This is a genomic window from Mycobacterium parascrofulaceum ATCC BAA-614 (assembly GCF_000164135.1).
GTDB lineage: Bacteria > Actinomycetota > Actinomycetes > Mycobacteriales > Mycobacteriaceae > Mycobacterium > Mycobacterium parascrofulaceum.
The window spans coordinates 449918-472158 of record NZ_GG770554.1 but is presented as its reverse complement, the minus strand read 5'-3'; the positions used below and the strand labels follow the sequence as shown (position 1 = coordinate 472158).

General features: G+C 68.7%; 23 protein-coding genes. 10 read left to right on the top strand and 13 right to left on the bottom strand.

Going from position 1 to position 22241, the window contains the following annotated elements; genetic code table 11:
* Positions 1–5: 5 nt before the first annotated feature.
* Positions 6–1580, top strand: coding sequence for a dolichyl-phosphate-mannose--protein mannosyltransferase (locus HMPREF0591_RS12320; protein ID WP_007168887.1), 1575 nt, complete (start codon positions 6–8; stop codon positions 1578–1580).
* 103 nt (positions 1581–1683) lie between these two features.
* Positions 1684–2532 (top strand): hypothetical protein, encoded by an 849-nt coding sequence (locus HMPREF0591_RS12315; protein WP_040622410.1) that lies wholly within the window; start codon positions 1684–1686, stop codon positions 2530–2532.
* Between the two features lie 53 nt (positions 2533–2585).
* Here HMPREF0591_RS12315 and arcA read toward each other — a convergent pair whose 3' ends face one another.
* Positions 2586–3797, bottom strand: coding sequence for an arginine deiminase (gene arcA, locus HMPREF0591_RS12310; RefSeq protein WP_007168885.1), 1212 nt, complete (start codon positions 3795–3797; stop codon positions 2586–2588).
* Positions 3798–3867: 70 nt separating this feature from the next.
* On the opposite strand from arcA, the gene HMPREF0591_RS12305 reads away from it, so the two are divergent.
* A complete protein-coding gene (locus HMPREF0591_RS12305) occupies positions 3868–4473 on the top strand; it encodes an alpha-ketoglutarate-dependent dioxygenase AlkB (protein WP_208857753.1) in 606 nt (201 codons plus the stop codon).
* On the opposite strand, the gene HMPREF0591_RS12300 is transcribed toward HMPREF0591_RS12305, so the two are convergent.
* From HMPREF0591_RS12300 to HMPREF0591_RS12290, 3 genes are read right to left on the bottom strand one after another with little or no spacing between them, the layout of a single operon-like run.
* Positions 4470–5123: a DUF5642 family protein gene (locus HMPREF0591_RS12300; RefSeq protein WP_040622756.1), complete on the bottom strand. Its 654-nt coding sequence runs from the start codon at positions 5121–5123 to the stop codon at positions 4470–4472. The two genes, HMPREF0591_RS12305 and HMPREF0591_RS12300, sit on opposite strands and share 4 nt — an antisense overlap.
* Positions 5124–5151: 28 nt before the next feature.
* Positions 5152–5844: a DUF5642 family protein gene (locus HMPREF0591_RS12295; RefSeq protein WP_007168882.1), complete on the bottom strand. Its 693-nt coding sequence runs from the start codon at positions 5842–5844 to the stop codon at positions 5152–5154.
* Positions 5845–5864: 20 nt separating this feature from the next.
* On the bottom strand, positions 5865–6815 hold the full coding sequence (locus HMPREF0591_RS12290; protein WP_050790051.1) for a GNAT family N-acetyltransferase: 951 nt from the start codon (positions 6813–6815) through the stop codon (positions 5865–5867).
* Positions 6816–7073: 258 nt separating this feature from the next.
* Here HMPREF0591_RS12290 and HMPREF0591_RS12285 point away from each other — a divergent pair, with 258 nt between their 5' ends.
* A complete protein-coding gene (locus tag HMPREF0591_RS12285) occupies positions 7074–7868 on the top strand; it encodes a WecB/TagA/CpsF family glycosyltransferase (protein ID WP_007168880.1) in 795 nt (264 codons plus the stop codon).
* On the opposite strand, the gene HMPREF0591_RS12280 is transcribed toward HMPREF0591_RS12285, so the two are convergent.
* The 3 genes from HMPREF0591_RS12280 to HMPREF0591_RS12270 are packed head-to-tail and all read right to left on the bottom strand — an operon-like array spanning position 7834 to position 10024.
* Positions 7834–8406 (bottom strand): D-glycero-alpha-D-manno-heptose-1,7-bisphosphate 7-phosphatase, encoded by a 573-nt coding sequence (locus tag HMPREF0591_RS12280; protein WP_007168879.1) that lies wholly within the window; start codon positions 8404–8406, stop codon positions 7834–7836. The two genes, HMPREF0591_RS12285 and HMPREF0591_RS12280, sit on opposite strands and share 35 nt — an antisense overlap.
* Complete coding sequence (locus HMPREF0591_RS12275) at positions 8406–9020, bottom strand: D-sedoheptulose-7-phosphate isomerase (protein ID WP_007168878.1); 615 nt, start codon at positions 9018–9020, stop codon at positions 8406–8408. The genes HMPREF0591_RS12280 and HMPREF0591_RS12275 overlap by 1 nt, the downstream gene beginning before the upstream one ends.
* Entirely contained in the window at positions 9008–10024 is a 1017-nt protein-coding gene (locus HMPREF0591_RS12270) for a GHMP family kinase ATP-binding protein (RefSeq protein WP_040622753.1), read from the bottom strand. Before HMPREF0591_RS12270 ends, HMPREF0591_RS12275 begins: the two co-directional genes overlap by 13 nt.
* A gap of 215 nt (positions 10025–10239) precedes the next feature.
* On the opposite strand from HMPREF0591_RS12270, the gene HMPREF0591_RS12265 reads away from it, so the two are divergent.
* Entirely contained in the window at positions 10240–10989 is a 750-nt protein-coding gene (locus HMPREF0591_RS12265; protein ID WP_007168876.1) for a class I SAM-dependent methyltransferase, read from the top strand.
* Here the strand turns inward: HMPREF0591_RS12265 and HMPREF0591_RS12260 are convergent.
* From HMPREF0591_RS12260 to HMPREF0591_RS12250, 3 genes are all read right to left on the bottom strand, one after another.
* Positions 10986–11249, bottom strand: a complete 264-nt coding sequence (locus HMPREF0591_RS12260) for a hypothetical protein (protein ID WP_007168875.1) — start codon at positions 11247–11249, stop codon at positions 10986–10988. The two genes, HMPREF0591_RS12265 and HMPREF0591_RS12260, sit on opposite strands and share 4 nt — an antisense overlap.
* An 85-nt stretch (positions 11250–11334) precedes the next feature.
* Complete coding sequence (locus HMPREF0591_RS12255; RefSeq protein ID WP_007168874.1) at positions 11335–12504, bottom strand: zinc-binding metallopeptidase family protein; 1170 nt, start codon at positions 12502–12504, stop codon at positions 11335–11337.
* A 42-nt stretch (positions 12505–12546) separates the two neighbouring features.
* Complete coding sequence (locus tag HMPREF0591_RS12250; RefSeq protein ID WP_007168873.1) at positions 12547–13767, bottom strand: cytochrome P450; 1221 nt, start codon at positions 13765–13767, stop codon at positions 12547–12549.
* 187 nt (positions 13768–13954) lie between these two features.
* On the opposite strand from HMPREF0591_RS12250, the gene HMPREF0591_RS12245 reads away from it, so the two are divergent.
* The 5 genes from HMPREF0591_RS12245 to HMPREF0591_RS12225 all read left to right on the top strand — a co-directional run bounded on the left by HMPREF0591_RS12245 (position 13955) and on the right by HMPREF0591_RS12225 (position 18602).
* A complete protein-coding gene (locus tag HMPREF0591_RS12245; RefSeq protein WP_007168872.1) occupies positions 13955–14503 on the top strand; it encodes a TetR/AcrR family transcriptional regulator in 549 nt (182 codons plus the stop codon).
* Between the two features lie 67 nt (positions 14504–14570).
* Positions 14571–15176, top strand: a complete 606-nt coding sequence (locus HMPREF0591_RS12240; protein ID WP_007168871.1) for a TetR/AcrR family transcriptional regulator — start codon at positions 14571–14573, stop codon at positions 15174–15176.
* Positions 15173–15997, top strand: coding sequence for a hypothetical protein (locus HMPREF0591_RS12235; protein ID WP_007168870.1), 825 nt, complete (start codon positions 15173–15175; stop codon positions 15995–15997). The genes HMPREF0591_RS12240 and HMPREF0591_RS12235 overlap by 4 nt, the downstream gene beginning before the upstream one ends.
* Positions 15998–16095: 98 nt before the next feature.
* Positions 16096–18036 (top strand): putative alpha/beta hydrolase, encoded by a 1941-nt coding sequence (locus HMPREF0591_RS12230; protein WP_007168869.1) that lies wholly within the window; start codon positions 16096–16098, stop codon positions 18034–18036.
* Between the two features lie 92 nt (positions 18037–18128).
* Entirely contained in the window at positions 18129–18602 is a 474-nt protein-coding gene (locus tag HMPREF0591_RS12225; RefSeq protein ID WP_007168868.1) for an LppA family lipoprotein, read from the top strand.
* Between the two features lie 28 nt (positions 18603–18630).
* Here HMPREF0591_RS12225 and HMPREF0591_RS12220 read toward each other — a convergent pair whose 3' ends face one another.
* The 3 genes from HMPREF0591_RS12220 to HMPREF0591_RS12210 all read right to left on the bottom strand — a co-directional run bounded on the left by HMPREF0591_RS12220 (position 18631) and on the right by HMPREF0591_RS12210 (position 22231).
* The gene (locus HMPREF0591_RS12220; protein ID WP_040622403.1) at positions 18631–19272 is read right to left on the bottom strand and encodes a TetR/AcrR family transcriptional regulator; all 642 of its coding nucleotides are present in this window, start codon (positions 19270–19272) and stop codon (positions 18631–18633) included.
* Positions 19265–20515: a cytochrome P450 gene (locus HMPREF0591_RS12215; protein WP_007168866.1), complete on the bottom strand. Its 1251-nt coding sequence runs from the start codon at positions 20513–20515 to the stop codon at positions 19265–19267. Before HMPREF0591_RS12215 ends, HMPREF0591_RS12220 begins: the two co-directional genes overlap by 8 nt.
* A gap of 312 nt (positions 20516–20827) precedes the next feature.
* Entirely contained in the window at positions 20828–22231 is a 1404-nt protein-coding gene (locus HMPREF0591_RS12210) for an acetamidase/formamidase family protein (RefSeq protein ID WP_007168865.1), read from the bottom strand.
* Positions 22232–22241 lie beyond the last annotated feature (10 nt).

Below are 22241 nucleotides of genomic sequence, written 5' to 3'. Positions count from 1 at the left end.
CACCGATGTCCGCCCCGCCCCGCGAAGCCCCGGTCGCCGGCCAGGAGCGCGTCGTGCCCGTCGTCAGCCCGGGACCGATGGTTCCGGTGGCCGACTTCGGGCCGACCGACCAGATTCGCGGCTGGGTCGTGACGGGCGTGATCGCCGTGCTGGCGACCATCACCCGGTTCCTGAACCTGGGCTCGCCGACCGACGCCGGCACGCCGGTGTTCGACGAGAAGCATTACGCGCCCCAGGCCTGGCAGGCGCTGCACAACCATGGGGTGGAAGACAACCCCGGGTTCGGCCTGGTGGTCCATCCGCCGGTCGGCAAACAGCTGATCGCGGTCGGTGAGGCGATCTTCGGCTACAACGGGGTCGGCTGGCGGTTCACCGGCGCGCTGCTGGGCGTCGTGCTCGTGGTGCTGGTGATGCGGACCGTCCGGCGGATCAGCCGCTCCACGCTGGTCGGCGCCATCGCCGGCGTGCTGGTGATCTGCGACGGCGTCAGCTTCGTCACCGCGCGGACCGCGCTGCTCGACGGCATCCTCACCTTCTTCGTGGTCGCGGCGTTCGGCGCGCTCATCGTCGACCGGGATCAGGTGCGCCGGCGCATGCACGTCGCGCTGCTCGAGGGGCGCGCCGCCGAGACGGTGTGGGGCCCGCGGCTGGGGGTGCGCTGGTGGCGCTTCCTGGCCGGCATCCTGCTCGGATTGGCTTGCGGGACAAAGTGGTCCGGGCTGTATTTCGTCGTCTTCTTCGGCGCGATGTCGCTGGCCTTCGACGTCGCGGCCCGGCGCCAGTATCAGGTGCCACGGCCCTGGGCCGGGGTGTTGCGGCGTGACATGATCCCCACCGCCTACGCGCTGGTACTCATGCCGTGCGCGGTGTACCTGGCCAGTTACGCGCCGTGGTTCGCGTCCGAGACGGCGATCGATCGACACGAGGTCGGCCAGTCGATCGGCCCGCGTTCGGTGGTCCCGCTGCCCGACGCCGTTCGCTCGCTGTGGCACTACACCGTGAAGGCTTTCGACTTCCACAAGAGCCTGACGAACGCCGCCGGCAACCACCACCCGTGGGAGTCCAAGCCGTGGAGCTGGCCGATGTCGTTGCGGCCGGTGCTCTACGCGATCGACCAGCAGAACGTCCCCGGGTGCGGCGCGCAGTCGTGCGTCAAGGCCGAGATGCTGGTGGGCACGCCGGCCATGTGGTGGCTGGCGGTGCCGGTGCTGCTCTACGCCTGCTGGCGCGCGTTCGTCCGCCGCGACTGGCGTTACGCGGTGGTGCTGACCGGTTACTGCGCGGGGTGGCTGCCCTGGTTCGCCGACATCGACCGGCAGATGTATTTCTTCTACGCGGCCACGATGGCGCCGTTCTTGGTGATGGGGCTGGCGCTCATCTGTGGGGACATCCTGTACCCGCCGAACCGCGCCCCCGCCTCCGGCGCCGGCCCCGAACGCCGCACGCTGGGGCTGATCGCGGTGTGCTGCTACGTGGCGTTGGTGCTGACCAACTTCGCCTGGCTGTTCCCGGTGCTGACCGGTCTGCCGATCTCGCAGCAGACCTGGGACATGGAGATCTGGTTGCCCAGCTGGCGCTAGCCTCTTGGCGCCGAGATTGCCGTGAGGGTTGCGGTTCGCGCGCTGTCCACAACCCTGGCGGCAAAGTGGACGCGCCATCGGTGGTCGCGTTCATGATGAGCGCGTGGCGGGGGCCTTCGTCGGGAGCGAAGCGGTAGCGGACGGTTCACTGACGCGCGGTCAATTGCGATGGCGCTACCGGCGAATCCATCGCGACGTGTATCTACCGAAGAACGCGCCCCGGTCGCTTCATGACAACATCCGGGCGGCCTGGCTGTGGTCGGGCAGGCGGGCGATCATCGCCGGCCGGGCGGCCGCCGCGCTGCACGGGGCGAAATGGGTCGACGACAAAACGCCCATCGAGATCATCGGACCCTTCAACCATCCACCACCCGGGATCATCGTCCGCCGCGAGCGCGTCGGCGCGGAGGATGTCGTCGAACTCGCCGGGCTACCGGTCACCAATCCGGTGCGCACGGCGTTCGATCTGGGGCGCCATTTGCCGCGCCGCCTCGCGGTCACCTACCTCGATGCGCTGTCGGCCGCGACCGGCCTGCGCCCGGCTGACGTGGCAACGATCTTCGCCCGCAACAAGGGTGTCCGGAACGTCCGGCGATGCCGAACCGCCCTGTCCCTGATGGACGGAGGTGCGCAGTCGCCGAAGGAAAGCTGGCTGCGCCTCGTGTTGATCGACGCCGGTTTGCCGCGGCCCACCACACAGATCAGAGTGACCGACGGGCGCCTCGTCGCCTACCTGGACATGGGATGGGAAGAGCCGATGGTGGCGCTGGAGTACGACGGCGAACAGCATCGCACCGATCGCAGGCAGTACGTGAAAGACATTCGCCGGGCCGAGACCGTGGGAAGCCTCGGCTGGATCGTGATCAGGGTCATCAACGAGGACCGCCCCCGCGTCATCGTGCAACGGGCCCGCGAGGCGCTGGCCCTCCGCTCGTCGCCGAGATTGCCGTGAGGGTTGTGGTTCGGCCCGCAGCGACGACCATGGCGGCAATCTCGGCGCACCGGCTACAGCGGGTCGCGGGCGACGGGACACGACATGCAGCGGGGGCCGCCGCGGCCGGTGCCCAGTTCGGATCCCGCGATGGTCAGCACCTCGATGCCCGCGTCCTGCAGGCGGGCGTTGGTCTGCGCGTTGCGCTCGTAGGCGACGACGACGCCGGGCGCCAGCGCCAGCGTGTTGTTGCCGTCGTCCCACTGCTCGCGTTCGGCGATGACGGGGTCCAGCCCGGTGTCGATGACACGCAGCCGGTCGATCTCCATCGCCTTGGCGGCGGCCTCCAAAAACGGCGCCTCGTCGCTGATGGCCACGCCGTCGGGTGTGCGCTCGATCGTGAACGCCGAGAGCGTGTCGACGACATTGGCGTACATCACCACCGTGTCGGTGTCGACCATCGTGCACACCGTGTCCAGGTGCATCTGCGCGCGCCGCTGGGCGATCGGCACCGCCAGCACCTTGTGCGCGAGGTCGTCGTCAAAGAGGCTGCGGGCCAAGGCTTCCGCGCCCGCCGGGGTGGTGCGCTCCCCCACCCCGACCGCGACCACCCCGGGGGCGAGCAGCAGCACGTCGCCGCCCTCGACGGGGGCGGTGCGCGACTCGTAGGCGCGCCGCACCCCGGTGAACCGCGGATGGTGGGCGTAGACGAGATCGGTCAGCGACGCCTCGCGCGCCCGGGCGCGCAACGCGAGCGTGGGGATGACCACCCGCGGGCCGATCCATATCGACGAGTCGCGGGTGAACACCAGGTTGGGCAGCGGCTCGATGACGAAGTCGCCGCCGTGGTGCATGCGCAGCACCAGCGACACGTCGGTCCGGATGTCGGCGGGCAGCTCGTTGAACGTCATGCCGGCCATCAGCACCTGGGCCAGCCTGCCCGCGTCGAGCCCGCGCAGGTAGGCCGAAAGCGCTTGCGCCAGCGGCACTCCGAGCCGGCGCGCGTCGACGGCGGCGGCGACGCCCTGCATCCGCGCGGCCCCGCTGTGGGTCAGCGCCTCGGCCAGCAGGTCCGCCAGCAGCAGCACCTCTACGCCGCGGGACCGCAGCAGCTCGGCGAACCGGTCGTGTTCGTCCTGCGCGCGGGCCACCCAGGGCAACCCGTCGAACAGCAGTTGGTCCATGTTGCGTGGGTTGAGCCGCCGCAACTCGCCGCCGGGCCGGTGCAGGATCACCACCCGCAACGTCCCCACCTCGGAATTGGTCGCCAGCTCAACCGCACCCACAGGGGAAACGGTAGCCGTTCGCCCGGCCGGTCAGCTCTTCATCGAACGGATGTGCGATAGACTGGCCGCCGTGGAGATGGCGGTACAAGGCTCCCTGTTCCAGCACACCGAGCGCAGGCAACTCGGCGACGGCGCCTTTATCGAAATCCGGGCGGGCTGGCTGACGGCCGCCGACGACCTGCTCGAGGCCCTCCTGTCCGACGTGCCCTGGCGTGAGGAACGCCGCCAGATGTATGACCGGGTGGTCGACGTGCCCCGGCTGGTGAGCTTTCACGATCTCACCATCGACGAGCCGCCCCATCCGCTGCTGGGGCGGCTGCGGCGGCGGCTCAACGACATCTACGCGGGCGAACTCGGCGAGCCGTTCACCACGGTCGGATTGTGTTGCTACCGCGACGGCTCCGACAGCGTCGCCTGGCACGGCGACACCATCGGCCGCGGCAGCTCCGAGGACACCATGGTGGCGATCGTCAGCCTGGGCGCCACCCGCACGTTCGCGATGCGGCGCCGCGCACGCCTTTCTAGGGGGCCGTCTTTGCGGCTGCCGCAGGCCCACGGCGACCTGCTGGTGATGGGCGGATCGTGCCAGCGCACCTGGGAGCACGCCGTCCCCAAGACGTCGGCGCCGGTGGGCCCGCGCATCAGCATCCAGTTCCGTCCCCGCGGCGTGCGCTAGCTGCGGACCGCCTTGACCGCGCTGACGAGCAAGTCGCGGGCCCGTTGCGTGTCGACCGGCGCGACCGGCTGCCCGGGAATCACCAGCGGATTGGCGGTGACGATCACCTGGTAATCGCCGAATTGGGCGGAATAGTCGTAGAGTTCGCCGGTGCGCGGGCCCCCCGCGACCAGCGCCTGCAGGACGCGGTGCACCCCCAGCGTGTGGGTTCCGTCGATCTGCGGCGCGTCGACCACCTCGATGCCGCCGCGCAACTGCGGTCCGGAGAACGCCACCTTGGCGCAGTCCTTGCCGGGGTCGTTGAGCGGCAGGGCTTTTGAGGTCTCCACGGCGATGACGACGAATCGGTTGCCCTTGCCCTCGGCGGAGACGGCGGCCATGTTGCCCTGCAGGTCCGGCGGCATCTCGGGACCCATCGCCGATTTCGCGCAGTGGGCGGGGTCGAACGTCAGCCCCTCGGGGAGCTTGCGGCCGGATAGCACCTTCGGGTCGATCCCCCGTTCACCGATGTCGGTGACCTTGAAGTCGGGGCCGAAGCTCGACTTCACGTCGGAGACCTTCTTGATGTCGACCTTCGCGGAGTCGCCCGCCCCCGACGAGCAGCCGGCGAGCACGCCCACCGCCGCGACCGTGACCGCCACCTTGAACACCGTGGCCAATCTACCCAAGACCGATGCGTCAGCCGCGCAACGTGGACACCGTTTTGACGAGCAGATCGGCGGCGAACTGCGGCGGCAGCGCGGGCACCACCGAACCCGGATCGTTGGTCAGCGTCGTGAACGCGTAGTAATCGCCCAGGTAGGCGATGAACGTGTATGTGCGGGAATCGATCTCGGTGCCCGACTCGACGGACGACGTGATGTCGGCCACCATCCCGACGGTTTGGGCGCCATCGATGTGCGGGGAATTAGTGAGGTGCACGCGCGCGGTGGCGCGCCCGGCGGTCATCGTCCACTTGCCGCACGCGGCGACGACGTCGCCGGGCAGGTCCACCGGCCCGGGCAACGCCACCACCACCGCGTCGACGATGCCGCCGCTGCCCGACCCGGTCACGCCCTGCGCCGACCGGCCGCGGCCGTTGCCGGGGTCGGCGAGCATCGCGCATTGCGGCGGCCTGGCCTTGCTGCCCGACGCGCCGGGCGCGAGGCCCCAGATCACCCTCGGCGACGCCGCATCGGGAATGCCGGTGCTCGCCTCGTAACCCGGCGGCAGCTCGCGGACCACCCGCTTGACGTTGGCGGGGTTGATCGCCGTGGGCGCCGGCACCCTCGTTGTCGCCGGTGCGGGCGCGGGTGCGGGCGCATGCGCGCAGCCCGCCACCAGCATGGCCAGCGCGGTTGCTGTCACGGGGCCAATCCGCAACGGCGGCATGCCCGTTCGCGGCACAGGGCTCAGCCGACCACCTCGATCATCTGGCGGGCGACGTGCTCGATCTGGGCGGCGACGTCGCGCCGGAAGCCGTGCTCGCGCCGATGCGGGACGTCGATGACGGTGGTGATGACGCCGACGTCTTCGCGCTGCCAGATCGCCCCGTGGTGGTCCATGATCGTGCGCATCGGCAGGTTGTCGGAAAGCATTCGCGCCGAGAACCTTTCGACTCCGGCGACCCGGGCGGCGATGGACAGCGCGTTGATCAGGAAGGTGCCGATGCCGCGACCCTGGTAGGCGTCGGCGACGGTGAACGCGATCTCGGCGACGCTGCGGTCGGCCTCGTCGCGGACGAAGCGCGCGTCCGCCACCGGGTCCCTGCCGTCGATCACCACCCAGACGAAGTGGTCGACGTAGTCGACCTCGGAGAGGTAGTGCATCAACGCCGGGGTGGGAAGGCGCGGTGTCATGAAACGCCGGTACAGCGTCTCGCTGGAGAATTGGATGTGTCCGTGCACGGTGCGCTCGGTGTCCCCGGGCAGCACCGGCCGCAGCAGCAGGTGCGTTCCGTCGCGAACCCGGATCGGGATGGGGGTGATGAACGCGGCGAGACGCTGGCGCACCGTGCGCAGCAGCCGCTCCATCACCCCGGGGATGTGCACCATGTGGGCGAAGGCGTCGTTGTCGCCGATCCAGCCGGTCAGCGGTCCGGCGGTGGTGACGGTCGCGGTCCGCGGGATGTGACGCAGCAGGGCGATCTCCCCGATGATCATGCCCGGGAACGCGTGCTCGACGATGACCACGCCGTCGTCGCCGACGTGGGTGATCTCGACGATGCCCGACGAGATCAGCAGAAACGACACCGCCTGCTCACCCTGCCGCATCAGCACCTGGCCGGCCGCGGCGCGCAGCGGTTGCAGCGACGCGGCCAGCGGCGCGAGGTCGGAGGTGGGACATCCCTCGAAGATGTCCATCGTCGCCAGCTCGTCGGCCCGCGCGCCGGTCAAGGCCACCGCGATAGCCCGCCGATCACGCCATCGCGGTGCCGGTCCGTGCGCCGCGGTGACCGCTGTGCCATGACCTGCCCGCCTGCGTTGCCGTCGTCTACCGCGCGGGGCCCGACGTTCCCGGTCGCGGTCGGATGTTGCCCAGGTTATGGGCTGGGTTCGCGCGGCGGCAAGGAGGGCGCGTCGTCCCCATCGCCCGGCCGCGCCGCGGGGCATGATGATCCGATGAGCGCAGGCCCGCGGAAGGTCCAGGTGGGCGGACTGTGGTTCGACGCCGTGACCGAACGTCAGGTCGTCGAGGCCGTGCGCGCGGCGTGGTCGGCCGGCCGGGGCGGCTCGATCGTGCCGGTGAACGTCGACGTGGCCCGGGCGGCCGCCCGCGAACCCGAACTGGCCGACCTGATCGCCCGGGCATCCCTCGTCGTCGCCGACGGGATGCCGCTGGTCTGGGCGGCGCGGGCCGGGGGCGACCGGCTGCCGGAGCGCGTCGCCGGCTCGTCGTTGATCTTTCCGCTGTGCGCCGCGGCGGCCGCCGACTCCAAGTCGGTGTTCCTCCTCGGCGGCGCCGAGGGCGTCCCGGAGCGGGCGGCCGACGCGCTGGTGGCGCGCTCGGGCGCCCTGCGGATCGCCGGCACCTTGTCGCCGCCGTTCGGCTTCGACCGGACCGAGGAGGGGGCACGGCGGGCGGTGGCCGCCGTCGCGGCCGCCGCGCCCGACCTGGTGTTCGTGGGGTTGGGCTTCCCCAGGCAGGAACGCCTGATCGAATTGGTGCGCCGGGAACTGCCCGCCGCGTGGTGCCTCGCCTGCGGCGGGGGCATCGCGATGACGGCCGGCGTCGTCCGGCGGGCGTCGCCCGTGCTGCAACGGCTGGGACTGGAGTGGTTGCACCGGCTGGCGCTCGAGCCGCGGCGCCTTGCCCGCCGGTACCTGCGCGACGACCTGCCGTTCGCGCTGGCCTTGGTGATCCGCTCGGTGTTGCAGCGGTTCAGGCGGACCCGGAGTCCTTCGCGTCCAGGATGAGCCGCACGGCGGCGGCGAGGTCGTCGGCCACCGCGTCGGCCCCGGCGGCCTCCCCGTCACCGGCGCGCAGCAGGATGGTCGCCGCGCCGGCCGCCCGGCCCGCCCGTACGTCGGCATCGCTGTCGCCGATCATCACCGACTCGGACAGAGCGAAACCGTGTTCGCGCGCCGCCCGCACCAGCATGCCCGCCCCGGGTTTGCGACAGTCGCAACTCGCCGCCGCGTGCGGACAGTGGTACGCGGCGTCGAGGCGGGCGCCTTGGTCCGCCAGGAGTTCGGCGAGGCGGTCCTGGATGGCGACGAACCGCGCCGCGTCCGCGGCCCGCTCGGACAGCCAACGCTGGTTGGTCACCAGCACGGTGCGCAGCCCGGCCGCGTTCAGGGCGGCGATCGCCCGCCCCGCGCCCGGCAGCAGGACCACTTCGTCGGGCGACCTGACGTACTCGCCCTCGGCGGCCTTGACGTTGATGGTCCCGTCGCGGTCCAGGAAGACGGTGCGGACGTTCCGCAACTCGGGCATCGGCGGGGACGGCCTCATCAGGGCCGGGGGAACAGGGCCGCTTCGACCATCTCGCAGACCGAGTGCCCCAGATGCAGGCACGCCTCCTGGACCCGGCCGGTGTTGTCGCTGGGCACCCGGATGCAGAACTCGGCGACGTCGGCCACCTTCCCGCCGCGCTCGCCGGTGAGCGCCACGGTCTTCATCCCGGCATCGGCGGCCGCCTCGAGCGCGCGGACGACGTTCGGTGAGTTGCCCGACGTGGTGAGGCCGACCACGACATCGCCCGCACGACCGGCGGCGAGCACCTGGCGGGCGAACACCTCGTCGTAGGAGTAGTCGTTGCCAATCGCCGTCATCGCCGCCGTGGCGTCCGGCAGGCTGATGGCGGCCAGGCCCGGGCGGTCGAAGGCGAAGCGGCCCATCAGCTCCGCGGCCAGATGCCCCGCGTCTTGCGCCGATCCGCCGTTGCCGAAGAAGATCACCTTGCCGCCGGAGCGCAGCGACTCGATCATCAGTCGCGCGACCTCGACCGTCTGCTCGGCGATCTCGCCCGACAGCATCTGTTGCTTGACCGCGATCGTGTCCGCCAATCGCTCCCGGACCAGCTCGACGCTCGGCGCGACGACGTCCGAGCGGCTCATGCCTGCCATGTGGTCAATCCCTTGCTCTCGAAGGCGAATTCGGTGATGGTCGCCCCGGCCGACTCCAGGCTTTCGATGAGTCGGTGCTTCTTCGCGAAGTCGCAGAACAGCAGGATGTAGCCGCCGCCGCCCGCGCCCGTGATCTTGCCGCCGAGCGCACCGTTTTTCAGGGCGAGGTCGTAGAGCTCGTCGATGCGCTCGTTGGTGATGTACGGCGACATGCGCTTCTTCTGCGTCCAGGCCTCGCCCAGCAGGGCACCGAAATCGTTGAGCTTGTTGGTCAGCAGGGCGGCCTTCATCGCAACCGCCAGCTCCTTTTGCGCGCGGAGTCCCGCCAGGGTGTCGTCGGCGCCCGTGGCGGCGCGCCGGGTCTGGTCCTCGATGACCCGGGCGGAGTCCCGGGTGATGCCCGTAAAGCACAGCAGCAGGCTCAATTCCAATTCGAAGGCGGTCTCGTCGCGGATGCGCAGCGGGTTGACGATCACGCGGTCGGTGAACTCGATGAAGTTGAATCCCCCGAACGTCGCGGCGTACAGGTCCTGCATGCCGCCGGTGATGCCCAGGTCCTCGCGCTCGATGGCGCACGCCAGCTGCGCGGTCTCGTACTCCCCCATGGGCACGCCGTAGTGCTCGGCGAGCAGGCCGGTGAGCGCCACCATCATCGTCGACGACGAGCCCAGCCCCGAGCCCGGCGGCGCGCTCGAACGCAGCACCAGGTCGTAGCCGTCCGTGCCCTCCCTGCCGAACCGGCGCACGGCGGCCTTGATCAGGTCCAGGCTGCCGTCGTAGAGGATTTCGCTGTCCAGCGTCATCTCGTGGGTGGTCTTGAAGTCCACCGACTCGATCGTGACCCTGCGATCGGTGCGCGGGGTGAGCGATCCCTGCGCGTAGCGGTCGATGGTCGCCGACAGGACGCAGCCGCCTTCGGTGGCCGGGAACGGAGGCACGTCGGTGCCGCCCCCCGCGAACGAGATCCGCAGCGGCGCGCGTGCGCGGATTCGGGGCCGGGGCAGGGAATTCACTGTCGAGGTAATCCGCTCAACCGGCCGACGCGCGTCCCGCGATCGTCAGCGAAAGATGCGCCATGTGTCGACCCCATCCGTTGCCTGCGGGAGGCCCGTTGCATCGCCTCGCGCGAAGAGCCCTAGCGTAGCAGCCGGATCGGCAGAAAAAACCCGATTCACCTGCGGATTGTGCAAAGCGACCGAGCCTCGAGGAATGCGGTGAAATGAGCCAGGATGCAGTCGAATTGACCCGGGGTCTGCTCACCGAGGCCGCCGCGCCGCGGCACGGCTTCCTGGACGTGCTGGGCGAATCGACGGCGTCTCCGGCCCCCACGGTCGCCCAGCGCGCCATGAACAGCCCGCTGGTCGCGACGGTCTACGAGCGGCTGTGGCGCCCCGCGGCGTTCTACGTCGCCAGCGGTGTCACGACCGGGGCCGAGCAGCGCCGGGCGGCTTCGGCGCTGCGGCTGTCCACCGCGGGCCGGTTGCTCGACGTCGCTTGTGGCCCGGGCAATTTCACCGCATCGCTGGCGGGGCAATTGCCGGACGGCGGCCTCGCCGTCGGTTTCGACATCTCCGAGCCGATGCTGACCCGCGCCGTGCTCGACAACGTCACCCCGCGCACCGGTTACGTCCGCGGCGACGCCCGCGCGCTGCCGTTCGCCGACGCGACATTCGACGCGGTGTGCTGCTTCGGCGCGCTGTACCTGATGCCCGAGCCGTTCCGCGTGGCACGCGAAATGCTGCGGGTGCTCAAGCCCGGCGGCCGCATCGCGATCCTGACCAGCTACGTCCCGGACCTGCCCCCGCTCCGCCACGCGATGACCGCCGGTGCCCGCGTCATCGGGCTCACCATGTTCGACCGGCGCGCCTTCGTCGACCTGTTCTCGTCGGCCGGCCTGGTCGACCTCGAGCAGCAGACGCAACGCGCGCTGCAGTTCGTCGCCGGGGCAAAGCCGGGCCGAGGAGCCTAGGAGGCGGCCTTGCAGACGCCGAGGACCCGGACGACCGGCGTGCCCGCCTCACACTCCAAAACCCATCGATCGCCGTCTTCGGACGGCCCCGAGCCGGGCCCGGCCGTGAGCGTGAACATCACCGGCTGACCGCTGCGCTGCGTCATCTGCGTGCACTCGACCCGAAACAGGCGGAAGTCACCGCCGTCGTCAATGGCGAGCGAAAACCCCGGCCGCACCGACTCGACCGGCACCCTCTGCAGGTAGTAGTCAACGTTCATCCGTCGACCGTATGGCCCGATCCGCGGCACGCCGGACGCCGCCACGCGCCTCTTAGCCAATGTTCAGGGGAATTTTGGCGGGTTATTAATCTTCGCCGCGCGCGTGTGCGCCCGGCTGCAGGACGAACTCGACGACGACGGACGCCATGTCGTCGATGGCGCTGCGGGGGATGACCTCGTAGCCGTGGGTGCTCAGCGTGGGCACGCACAGCAGGCCCGCGCGCGGCGTCAGCCCCGCAGCCTTCGAGTGGGACGCGTCGGATTCGAAGGCGCCCAGCACGGCCGCCTGGGGCGACAGGCCGAGCTTGGTGGCGATGCCCATCAACCGGTCGGCGACGTCCTTGTCGTAGACGCAGAGGGCGTCGCTGTAGCCGACGATCGGGCCGCCGGCGACGCTGGTGCTGTACTCGCGTTCGGTGGGGCCGACCTCGAGCGCGAGGGTGAGCGTCCCCGGCAGCGACCCGCTGGCGTAGGTGCCCCCCACCCCGCCGATCTCCTCGTTGGTGGTGAACACGAAATACACGTCGTCGACGGGTCGTTGGCCACGCTCGCGCAGCATGCGAGCCGCGCGCAGCAGGGCGGTCGCCGCGGCGCGGTCGTCGAGAAAGTTGGAGCCCAGGTAGCCGCCGAACTCGACCAGCGTCCGCTTGCCGCGTTCCACGCACACGCGCGTGCCGGGCCGTACGCCCGCGACTTCCAACTCGTCGGTGCTCAAACCGGTGAAGACGTAGACGTGGTGCCAGTCCAGCGCGCGGTCACCCTTGTCCGGCTTGGTCTCCCAGATTCGGTGGCTCTCCAGGGTGGTGTGCTCGGAGCCGAGCGTGAGGACCGCGGTCAGCGTCTCGTGCTCGCCGAGCACCGCGACCGGGCCCAGCCCGAAGTTGCCGGGATACATCGTGCCCAACTGCGTCACGTGCAGCGCGCCGTCCGGCTCCACCCGTTTGACCAGCATGGACAGCTCGTCCATGTGCGCCATGACCCGCGTCGCGACGCCGGGTTCGGCCGCCGAGGACACCCGGTGCCGGTGGCTGCGGTTGTTGTCACCGGCCGGGGGGTTCGCGCCGACGTACCCGATCAGGTTGCCCGCGTCGTCGGTCCACATGTCGTCGACGACGGGCTGCAGCTCGCGGGCGCATACCGCCCGGACCTGGTCTTCCTGGCCGCACGGACCGTACGCCCACAGGAGTTCTTGCAGCAGGTCGGTGGCGTTGTCCTCGCGCGTCGCCATCAGGTCCTTTCGGGGTGGGTGGATCATCCGAAGGGATCAGTACCCGCGCGGGGTGGTAGGCAATCGCGCCTACGCGTACGCGAGCTGCAGGCGCTCGAGGCGGCGGAACAGGAGACTGGGGAGCCAGTTCCCGACGTCGGCGGCCGTGATGTCCGATGTCCGCGCGAGCAGTTGGCGCAGCACGATGTTCGCCTCCAACCGGGCGAGTGCGGCCCCGACGCAGAAGTGGATCCCCTTGCCAAAGCTGATGTGGCCCTTCCCCGCGGGCCGGTCGAGTCGGAATTCATCGGGGTGGTCGAAGTGCGTCGGATCCCTATTGGCCGCTCCCCACAACAGCAGTAGCCGGGAACCCGCCGGCAATTCGGCGCCGCAGAGTTCGGTGTCGTCGACGACGTGCCGGTAGTGACCCCGGAACGGCGGTTCGTAGCGCAGCACCTCCTCCAGGAACGCGCCGAGCAGCTCCGGCCGCTCGCGGACCTGCCGCTGGACATCCGGTCGCGTCGCCAAAACCCAAGCGGCAGAACCGATCAGGGAGGCCGTCGACTCACCGCCCGCGCTGAACAGGGTGATCATCATCGCGAGCGCCGCCAGGTCGTCGAGTTCGCCGGAGGCGCAGGCCGCAGCGAGATCACCGAGCAGATTGTCGTGCGGGTCGCTCGCCGCGTTCTGGAACTGTTCGGTGATGTATCCGCTGAGCTCCATCACGGCTATGCCGGCGGCGTCCATTTGATCTTGGGTGACCAGGCCTTCGACGACCTGGGTGGCGGCGTAGCCCCAGCGGATGATCTTGTCGATGTCGGCGTCGGGGACACCGATGATCCGCCCGACGATCATCATGGGTAGCCGGTTGGCCATTGCGCTCATCCATTCGATGCGTCCGTCTTGCGCATGGGCATCCCAGAGGCGGGCGGCGGTGTCGGCGATGAAGGGCTCGAAGGCGCGGATGCGTTTGGCCGCGAGCTGTGGGAGCAGGGTCTTTCGATGCGCCGAGTGGACCGGTTCGTCCGCGGTCGCCAGCGCTTGAGTGGGCCCACCGAGTTCTCCGACGGGGAAGGCGGTGACGGCGCCGCCGGGCTGATACATCATCGTCGCGGTCAGGTTGGACGAGAAGTCCGCGCAGCGTGCGACCGCCTCGTTGACGGCTGTCCAGCTGCTCACCGCGTAGAAGCGCGAATCGCCGATGCGATGCACAGGTCCGGTCCGATGCATCCGCGCGTAGAGCAACTGCGGATTCTGGATGAACTGCTCGTCGAACAGCGCGAGCCCGAGACCGCCGGCATTCGAATCCATGACTCAACGCTGGGTGCGCGGACATCCGCCGTCAATGGACGGGCCGAAAGATGCGATCCGCGGCGCCAAGGTGCCGCCACGGATGTCTCACCGAGCTTGAGGTAGCTGGGTAAATGCTGGAACATTTGGCTAAGGCTGTCTCAGAACTGAGAACACACCGACCCGACGACTCAAGGGGTGAACACCCATGGCAGGTCACGATTGGGTCATCGGCGGCGACCGCCGGGCCGCCGCGGCCGATCGCATCTACGCCGCCGCGACCGACCTCGTGGTCCGCGACGGGCTGGATGCGTTCGACATCGACGCCCTGGCGGCGCGGGTCCACTGCTCGAGGGCGACCATCTATCGCTACGCGGGCGGCAAGGCCCAGATCCGGGACGCGGTGCTGATCCGCCTGTCGGCCGGGATCATCGAGCGGGTCCGGCGTGCCGTGGCCGGGCTGAGTGGTCCGGACCGCGTCATCACCGCGGTGACCGTCGCACTCGAACAGATCAGGTCGGACCCGCTGCGGCGGCTGATGCTCAGCCCGGGCAGTTCCCCGGACCTGGGCGAGCTGCATGCGTCGCCGGTGCTCAGTCACCTTGCCGCCGAGCTCACGGGCATCACCGACGACCCGGACGCGGCGCAATGGATCGTCCGCGTGGTGTTGTCCCTGGCTTATTGGCCGCTCGCGAGCAGTCGCGTCGAACGAAACGTGCTGGAGCGATTCCTGGCCCCCGGCTTCACCCAGCGATAAACCGGCCGAGCCAACTCACTGACGACCGTCATTGACGGCCGTCAGTGATGAGGGGTACCGTGCGCCCATGTCCTCGCACGCCCCGACCGCGGCCGAAACCTCGGCCGGCGGCGTGCGGGAGGCCCGGCGACTGGAAACCCGGGCGCGCCTGTTCGATGCCGCGTTGACCGAAATCGGGCAGCGCGGGTTGGCCGCGGCGGATGTGAGTGCCATCGCCGCCGCGGCGGGCGTGGTGCGCGGGACGTTCTATTTCCACTTCCCCACCAAGGAACACGTTCTCGCCGAGTTGGAGCGCAACGAGGAGACCCGGATCATCAGCGAACTGGGTGACGCCAAGGGCGACCTGGCGTCGGTGCTCTCACGACTCGTCGCTCAGGTGCTCGACGCCGAACATCGCTTGGGCGCAGCGGTTTTCCGCGACATGCTCGGGCTGCACTTCTCGTCGTCCCGTCCGGTCGAAGACGAGTTGGCCCAACACCCGCTCGCGGGGTTTCTGGTGGGCGTGATCGGCCGTGCGCAATCCGCGGGGCAGGTGTCGCCGGGTGCGGACGCCACGGAACTGGCGATGTTCTTTCTCACCGGACTCTTTGCCCTCCTGGCCACCGGAACACACGACCCCGCGCTGTTAAAGCGTTACGTGACAACGATTGTCAAGGGAATGGAGAAACGATGAACGCCAACGGCATCGAGGGATACCGGAAATTCTTGGCCCAGCGCGATGGCGAAGCCGACCTGCTGAACCGGCGATTGGCGAATCGCGAGCAGTTCTTCGACGAACTGGAAGCGAACCCCGTCCGGTCCGCCCACCCCGCCGACCGAGACGTCTTCCTGCGTAACCTGCGCCGCCGGCGTCCGGAGGCCGGGCTGGATCCGAAGATGCTGTTCCTGCTGGCGACGGCCAAACTCAACCAGGCCGAGAGGTTCGGCGTCGGACTCGGCGAAACCTACGGCCGCAACAGCGATCAGAACCTGCCGCCCGAAAACGTCTACCTCGAACTCGAAGAGCACTATCACACCCGGCTGTTGGCCTATGCCCTCGACATCTTCGACCTGACGTTCCAAGTCGTCCCGCCACCGTTCGTGATGCGCCAATTCGTCAAGACCGGCGTCTTCCTACCCGAGCGACTGAGCTTTGCGTTCGTCGGAGCCGCCGAGATGGCGGGCTGCATCATGTTCGACGAACTGCGCCGCCTCGGCATCAAGCTGTTCGCCGACGAACCGGAGGTCTCCGAGCGAATCGAACTGCTCTACAGCGAGATCCTGACCGACGAGATCGGGCACGTCGGCTACTGCGCATCGCGGTGCACCGCGGCCGAGCGGGCGATCATGCGCCGCATCTATCCCCTGATCGGACGGATGTTCGCCCGCCAGACCGCCGAGATCAGCCTCCTGATCGACCCGAAGGCGCTGCACGCCCGACTCGACCGACCCTTCGACGTGGACGAACTCACCGCCGACCTGGACAACGAAACGTATCTCGTCGCCCACCCATGAGACGCGACCCGTTCAGCCGCTTGAAGACGGGATCCCGCCGCGCAGAGTAACGTCATGAGCCGGTCCGGGGAACTGATGGCGAACCTTCTGGCGGTGCGATGCAACTGGTCTGGCTCAACGTTGCCGATCTGATCGCCCAGGCCGGGGGCGATCCGTGGGCGATCGACCGAAGCCTGCAGGCCGGGAACCCGTTCCAGATTTCTCAGCTGGCGGAGGCCTTTCACACCGCGGGCCGATGCACCGCCGAGGCGGACCACGCGTTCGAGCAGGCCCGCAAGCGTTTCGACGCGGCATGGAACCACCAGAATGGCGACCACCCGATCAACGACTCCGCCGAAGTGCAGCGGACGGTCAAATCGCTTGGGGCCCAATCCCTGCAGCTGCCGAAGATCGGCGCCGACCTGGAGAACATCGCCGCCGCCCTGGCCGAGGCACAAAAGGCGGGCGCCGCGGCGATCGCCGCGTTGGAGCGGCAGTTGCAGCTGCTCGACAAGCTCATCGGCGCGGCGATGAAGGATCTGGAAGATCCCAATCTCGACCCGACCAGCCGGTCGCAGCTGCAGTCGTTGGTCAAGGACGCCCGGGCCGACGCGGCCGACGAAACGCGGGACGCTCTGCACCGGCTGCAGTCGATCCGCGACGGCTACTCCAACACACTGCAGAAGTCACTGGGCGCCCTGCGCAGCGACGGATACGACACGTCGGGCATCCAGGCGATCGAGGGCCCGCTGTCGCCGGCGCCGGACCTGCCGGATGACCCCAAGGAATTCGCGCAAGTCTGGAACTCGCTGACGCCCGCGCAGAAAGACCGCGAGTACCAACGGAATCCGATGATCGGCAACCACAATGGGATGCCCGCGGTGGACCGGGATCACTACAACCGGCTCAATCTCGCCGACGAGCTGGGCCGCGCCCAGGCTGCCGCCGCGCAGGCCGACGCTTTGCGCGCCCAGCACCCCGATTGGGCGGCGGGCAAGAACATTCCCCACCCCAACGAGCCGGGAGCCATCTTCGACGACCGCCTCGCGTACGAGGCGTGGCAACGCCAATACGATTCCGCCCGGGACGGGGCCAAATACCTGCCCGACCTGCAAGCCGTCGACAAGACCGTCAAGGCGAGCCCGGACCGCAAACTGATGCTGCTCGACACCAAGACCGGCAAGCAGGCCCGCGCGGCGATCGCGGTGGGAGATCCCGACACCGCCACTCACGTGTCGGTGACCACGCCCGGCCTGAACACCACCGTCCACGGCGCCATCGGTGGCATGGTCTCCGAGGCGACCAACGCCAGGACGGAAGCCCTGCGCCAATTGGGCCTGACTCCCGGCCACGAGCACGACACCGTCTCGGCGATCGCGTGGATCGGTTACGACCCGCCGCAGGTGCCGGGGTTCGACGACATCGGCAAGTCGCTCACCGGCGGGTGGGACGTCAGCCACGACGCCGTCGCCAGGGCCGGGGCCCACGACCTGGCCGGCTTCTACGACGGCATCCAGGCCGCCCACCACGGCGGTCCCGCCGACCTCACGGCGATCGGGCACTCGTACGGGTCGCTGACCACCGGCCTGGCCCTGCAGGAGCCCGGCGACCACGGGGTGTCCCGGGCGCTGTTCTACGGCTCCCCCGGCATCGAGGCCTCCACACCGCAACAACTCCACCTGCAGCCCGGCCACGTGTTCACCATGGAAACGCCCGACGACCCGATCCAGTGGACGTACGACGGCCCCGCCATCGCCCACGACGTGGCCCCGTTCCTCCCGCCGCCCTTCCGGGACCTCGCGGAAAGCGTTCTCGGCGCGGCGGACGCCTCCGGCGCCGGCCACTTCGGACCGAACCCGGCCACCAACCCCAACTTCACCCACCTGGCCACCGGCCCCGCCAGCGTGCCCGACGGTCACGGTGGCACCCTCAATCTCGAAGGCGCACACGGCCACAGCGATTACCCCCGCTTTCCCGACGGCGGAGGGATGCGGACCACCAACTACAACATCGCCGCCGTGCTCGCCGGACTCGGAGACAAGGCGGTTCCCACGAAGTGAGCAATCATCAGACCAGCCGGCGGAATTCGCGCCACCACGGACTGCTGTGCGCCGCCGTGGCCGCCATCGCACTAGCCGCAGGAGGATGCCACGTGTCCCAGCCCTACGCGCCCACCCCACCCAACGACGCCGCCAAGGCCCTGCAGGTGCTCAAGTCTTTACCCTCGTTCGAGGACACCCAGACCCAGGTGCAGGCCGCGATGAACGAAATCACCGCCGCGGCAAGCAAACTGATCACCTCGATCACCTGGGAGACCCCGCACGAGGGCTCCGGCGACAACTGCGAACGGCCGTACGAACAAACCGACGGCAAACGCTACTTCCTGCCCGACGCCGTCGCCGCCAACGTGGCGGTCTCCGAGCAGCAGTGGGCGGCGATCCAGGAGGCCGCCAAACAGGCGGCCGCCAAGATCGGCGCCACCGAGATGCAGGTGATGCAGAACAACCCCGGGAACCACGACGTGGGCTTCTACGGCCCCACCGGGATCTTCATCAAGGTCGGCTACCGCGGGAATCTGGTGGTCTCCGGCTACACCGGGTGCCGGCTGCCACGCGACACGAAATAGGCTGCGCGAAAGCGATAACGCCCCACCCTTATCGGATTGTCGCGTCTCGTTCGTGGATGGACAGCGACGTCATTCGTGGATGGAGGATTGCCGGGCCCAGCCATTGAGCCACGAAGCGGCGCAGTGCGAGTCCTGCGCGTGGCGTCTGCCCAGGGTCGGTCAGGAGGGATTGCACCGTGCGCAGGGTCATTTCGGCGAGCTGCCTGAGCGCGGTGTCGTCGAAGCCGTGCAGTTTCCAGTCGACATCGAGGCGCTGGAAGGCCGACAGACAGAAGGTGATCGCCGTGTCGGAGGTGAGCGAGGTGGCAGCCTCGCCCCCGGGTGGCTGGGTCAGCAGGCTCTCCAATTGTGGATCGCCGCTGAGGCTCTCGACGGCGAACGAGACGATTTCGACGACGGCCGTGACCGGGTCGTTGAGGCCGCCGACGTGGTCGAGGACTTGGTCGATGAACCCGTTGACCGAACGCATTGCGCTGGCGATCAGGAGTGCGTCGGCGTTGGGAAAGTAGCGGTACACCGTCTGACGGGTGACACCGAGCCTGCGGGCGACGTCGGCCAGGCGGATTGCCGGTCCGTGCTCGGCGATCACTTCGTCCACCGCATCCAGAATGCGGGCGATTGCCTCTTCGTCCGAGGCGGGCATGGCACCCGCCCAGCCGCGACTACGCATCCGCCTTCACGAGCACTTCGTTGTCGAACTCGATCTCGAGTGTGGTGGGGCCGGTCATTCCCAGCACGGATTTCCACGGCGCAGGGCCGATGCGATTGGGTGCGGACAACCGTCGGGTGAGGATCGCGAGTGCTTCCGCCAACTCCCGGCGTGCGAGGTTGGCCCCGAGGCAGTAGTGCGCGCCGCCGCCGAAGGTCAGAATGGCGGGCAAGTCCTGACGCGAGATGTCGAAGCGGTCCGCGTCGTCATAAATCGCGGGATCGCGATTGGCCGCAAAGGTGTTCACGACGACGAAGGTCCCCGCCGGGAACGTGTACCCCCCGAATTCGGCATCCTCGGTGGCGGCTCGCGGCGCGACGCAGACCGCCGGTGAGTGACGCATGCTCTCCTCGACCGCCTGCATCGCAAGCTCCGGTTGCTCGCCCAGCTTCGCCCATTGATCCGGGTGCTCGCAGAGCACCTGCACCGACGCGGCCAGCTGGTGGCGCGTCGTATCGGTGCCCGCCATCAAGAAGCCGGCGACCAGCATGCGGAGTTCGTCGAGATTCAGGCGGTCGCCGTCGCTTTCGGCGCGGATGAGCTCCGACAGCAGATCATCGGTCAGAGTGTCTCGGCGTGCGGCGACCATGTCGTCGACGTAGGCGTCCAGTTCGCTCCACGATCGCATGATCGCGGCTTCATCGAAGGTGGCGTCGGGGTGAAAGTTGAAGGCCTTGAAGATCTCGTCGGTCCACTGTGAGAACTTCTGCCAGTCTTCCCGAGGGGCACCGATCAGCGCGCACATGATGGGGGGATAAGGCCGCGCGATGTCGGCCACGACGTCGCACTGACCGGCTTCCACCACTTGATCGATCAGCCCGTTCACCACCTCATGGATCGTGTCTTGAAGGCCTGACGTCGCGCGGGGAGTGAACGCCCTCGACACGAGCTTGCGCAAGCGAGTATGCGGCGGGCCGTCCAGACCGAGAAGACTGCTCATCATCTTGTCGTACAGCGGACCCGAGGTGATGCCCTGCGCCGCAAGCGTGATGCCGGGTGGCATCCTGAATCTGCTGTCGCGCAGCACCTCTCGCGCCAGATCGTAACTCAGTATTTCCGGACCAAGGGGCCCGATGGCGATGGGCGCGCGCGATTGTGCTGCCCGGACGTCCTCGAGGACGTCATGGGGGGTGGCGGTCAGGTCGTAGCTGAGCGTGGGGAGGCCAGCTTCGAAGACGCTGGGAGCTGCGCTGTTCACATTCATCGTGTCTCGACTTCCGCTGAGGCCTGCGCCGACGTCTTATGGACATCTTTGTCACGAGCGTATGACCTTCGCCGCCCACTCGTCAATTGTGCGCCGTATTTGCCCAGGATGGTCGTGGTCGAACTGCGATGGTCATACGGTTTGTCGGCATATGTCTGCCCCCGGCGGCAACGGCGAAGGAGCCGCGTCGGAAGCCGACCCCAGAGGTCATCCGGCACACCGCAGCGAGCCGCGCCGTCAGCGCGCGCCCCTAGGTTGTGCAGTCAATGCGGTCAGGAATCGTTCGGGAGCGGGGGATGGTTCAGACGGGTCTCACCCCGGCACCTTGATGCTCTTGGGAACCATGCACGCCACGGTCTTGTCGCCGCCGGTCCACCGGCCGATCCGGCAGTCGAGGACCATGGTGGCGAGGTGGTAGGCGTCGTTGCGGGTGATGCCGAGGTTGCTCGACATCTTGTCCAGCGCCGCCCCCGCGGCCGTCCGCATGGCGTCGATCAACTTGGACGCGGTCCCGGTGGAGACCCATTCGGTTGCGGTGTCGCCGATAGGGAGGTCCGGCGCGGGCGGCGCGTCGGGCTTCTTCGGGACCACGCAGTAGGTGCCGAGGACCTCGTCGACCACTTCGGAGATGCGGCAGTCCCAGGTCTTGTACATCGTGCTCGTCGCGTCGGCCTGGGAGAGGTGTTGCTTGTCCATGATCAGCTTGACCGTCTCGGACTTGTTGATGTCGAGCGCCTTGTCGAGGTCCTCGTCGTAGCCGACCGCGACCCAGCTCGCCGGGGCTTCAACCGTCGGCCAGGCCTGCGGCTGGCCCTTGATGACGTTCACGGTGATGTTGAGCTCCGGGTACCACGTCTCGAGTGCGTCGAGGTCGATCTCACCGTTGCCCTGCTTGGCGTGCGAGTCGCCGGTCCAGATCAGACCGCCCTTGACCTGCACGGGAAGGTACGTGGTGGTGCCGGTCTGCATCGCCGGAAGGTCCATGTTGCCGCCGTAGGGCCCGGGCTGCTCGGTGCTGCACTTGCCGTCGGTGCAGGAGGAGCCGGTGGTGTCGGAGCGCCCGACGGCAAGGATGCCGGGGAACGGCTCGAGCGGGACCAGGACGTTAGGCGAAAAGCGCATCCGCATCCTGTCGGTGTCCAGGTAATAACTCGTGACCTGCTCGGGGAATTCGCCGGGGAAAAGCCCCTTGTCCTTGGCGGTGTTGTTCGTCGCGTAGTTGGCCAGCCGGATCCGATTGATGTGGATCGCCAGGACGTCGCCGGGCTCGGCGCCATTGACGTAGATCGGTCCGGTGACCGTGTGCGGTCCGCGGTTCTTCACCGCGCCGTTGATCTTCTCGATCTGACCCTCGTTGATGCCGGGAGCGACCTGCCCGCCACCTGCGGGCATCGTCTGGATCGCGACCGTGTCACCGGAGTCGATGTGCAGGACGGGCGGGATTTTGTTGTCGTAGACGCCCCATTGGGTCGTTTGCGGGGTCGCCGGGAGCATCCAGAATCGGTGCCCGTCCTTGGAGAGTTGCTTGGCCTCCATGTCCGCCTGGTTCGGCGGGCCTTCGAGGTAGGTGACGGTGTAGTCGGGGTAGGGGCTGTCCGGATTCGCCTTGCCGCCGCGCTCCGCCCCGGTGCCGTTGGGACCGGAACCGCACGCGGCGACGAGTGCCGAAATGGTCAACACCGCGGTCAGTGGGATCTTGCGGACTTTGCTCGTCATTGGTTCTCGC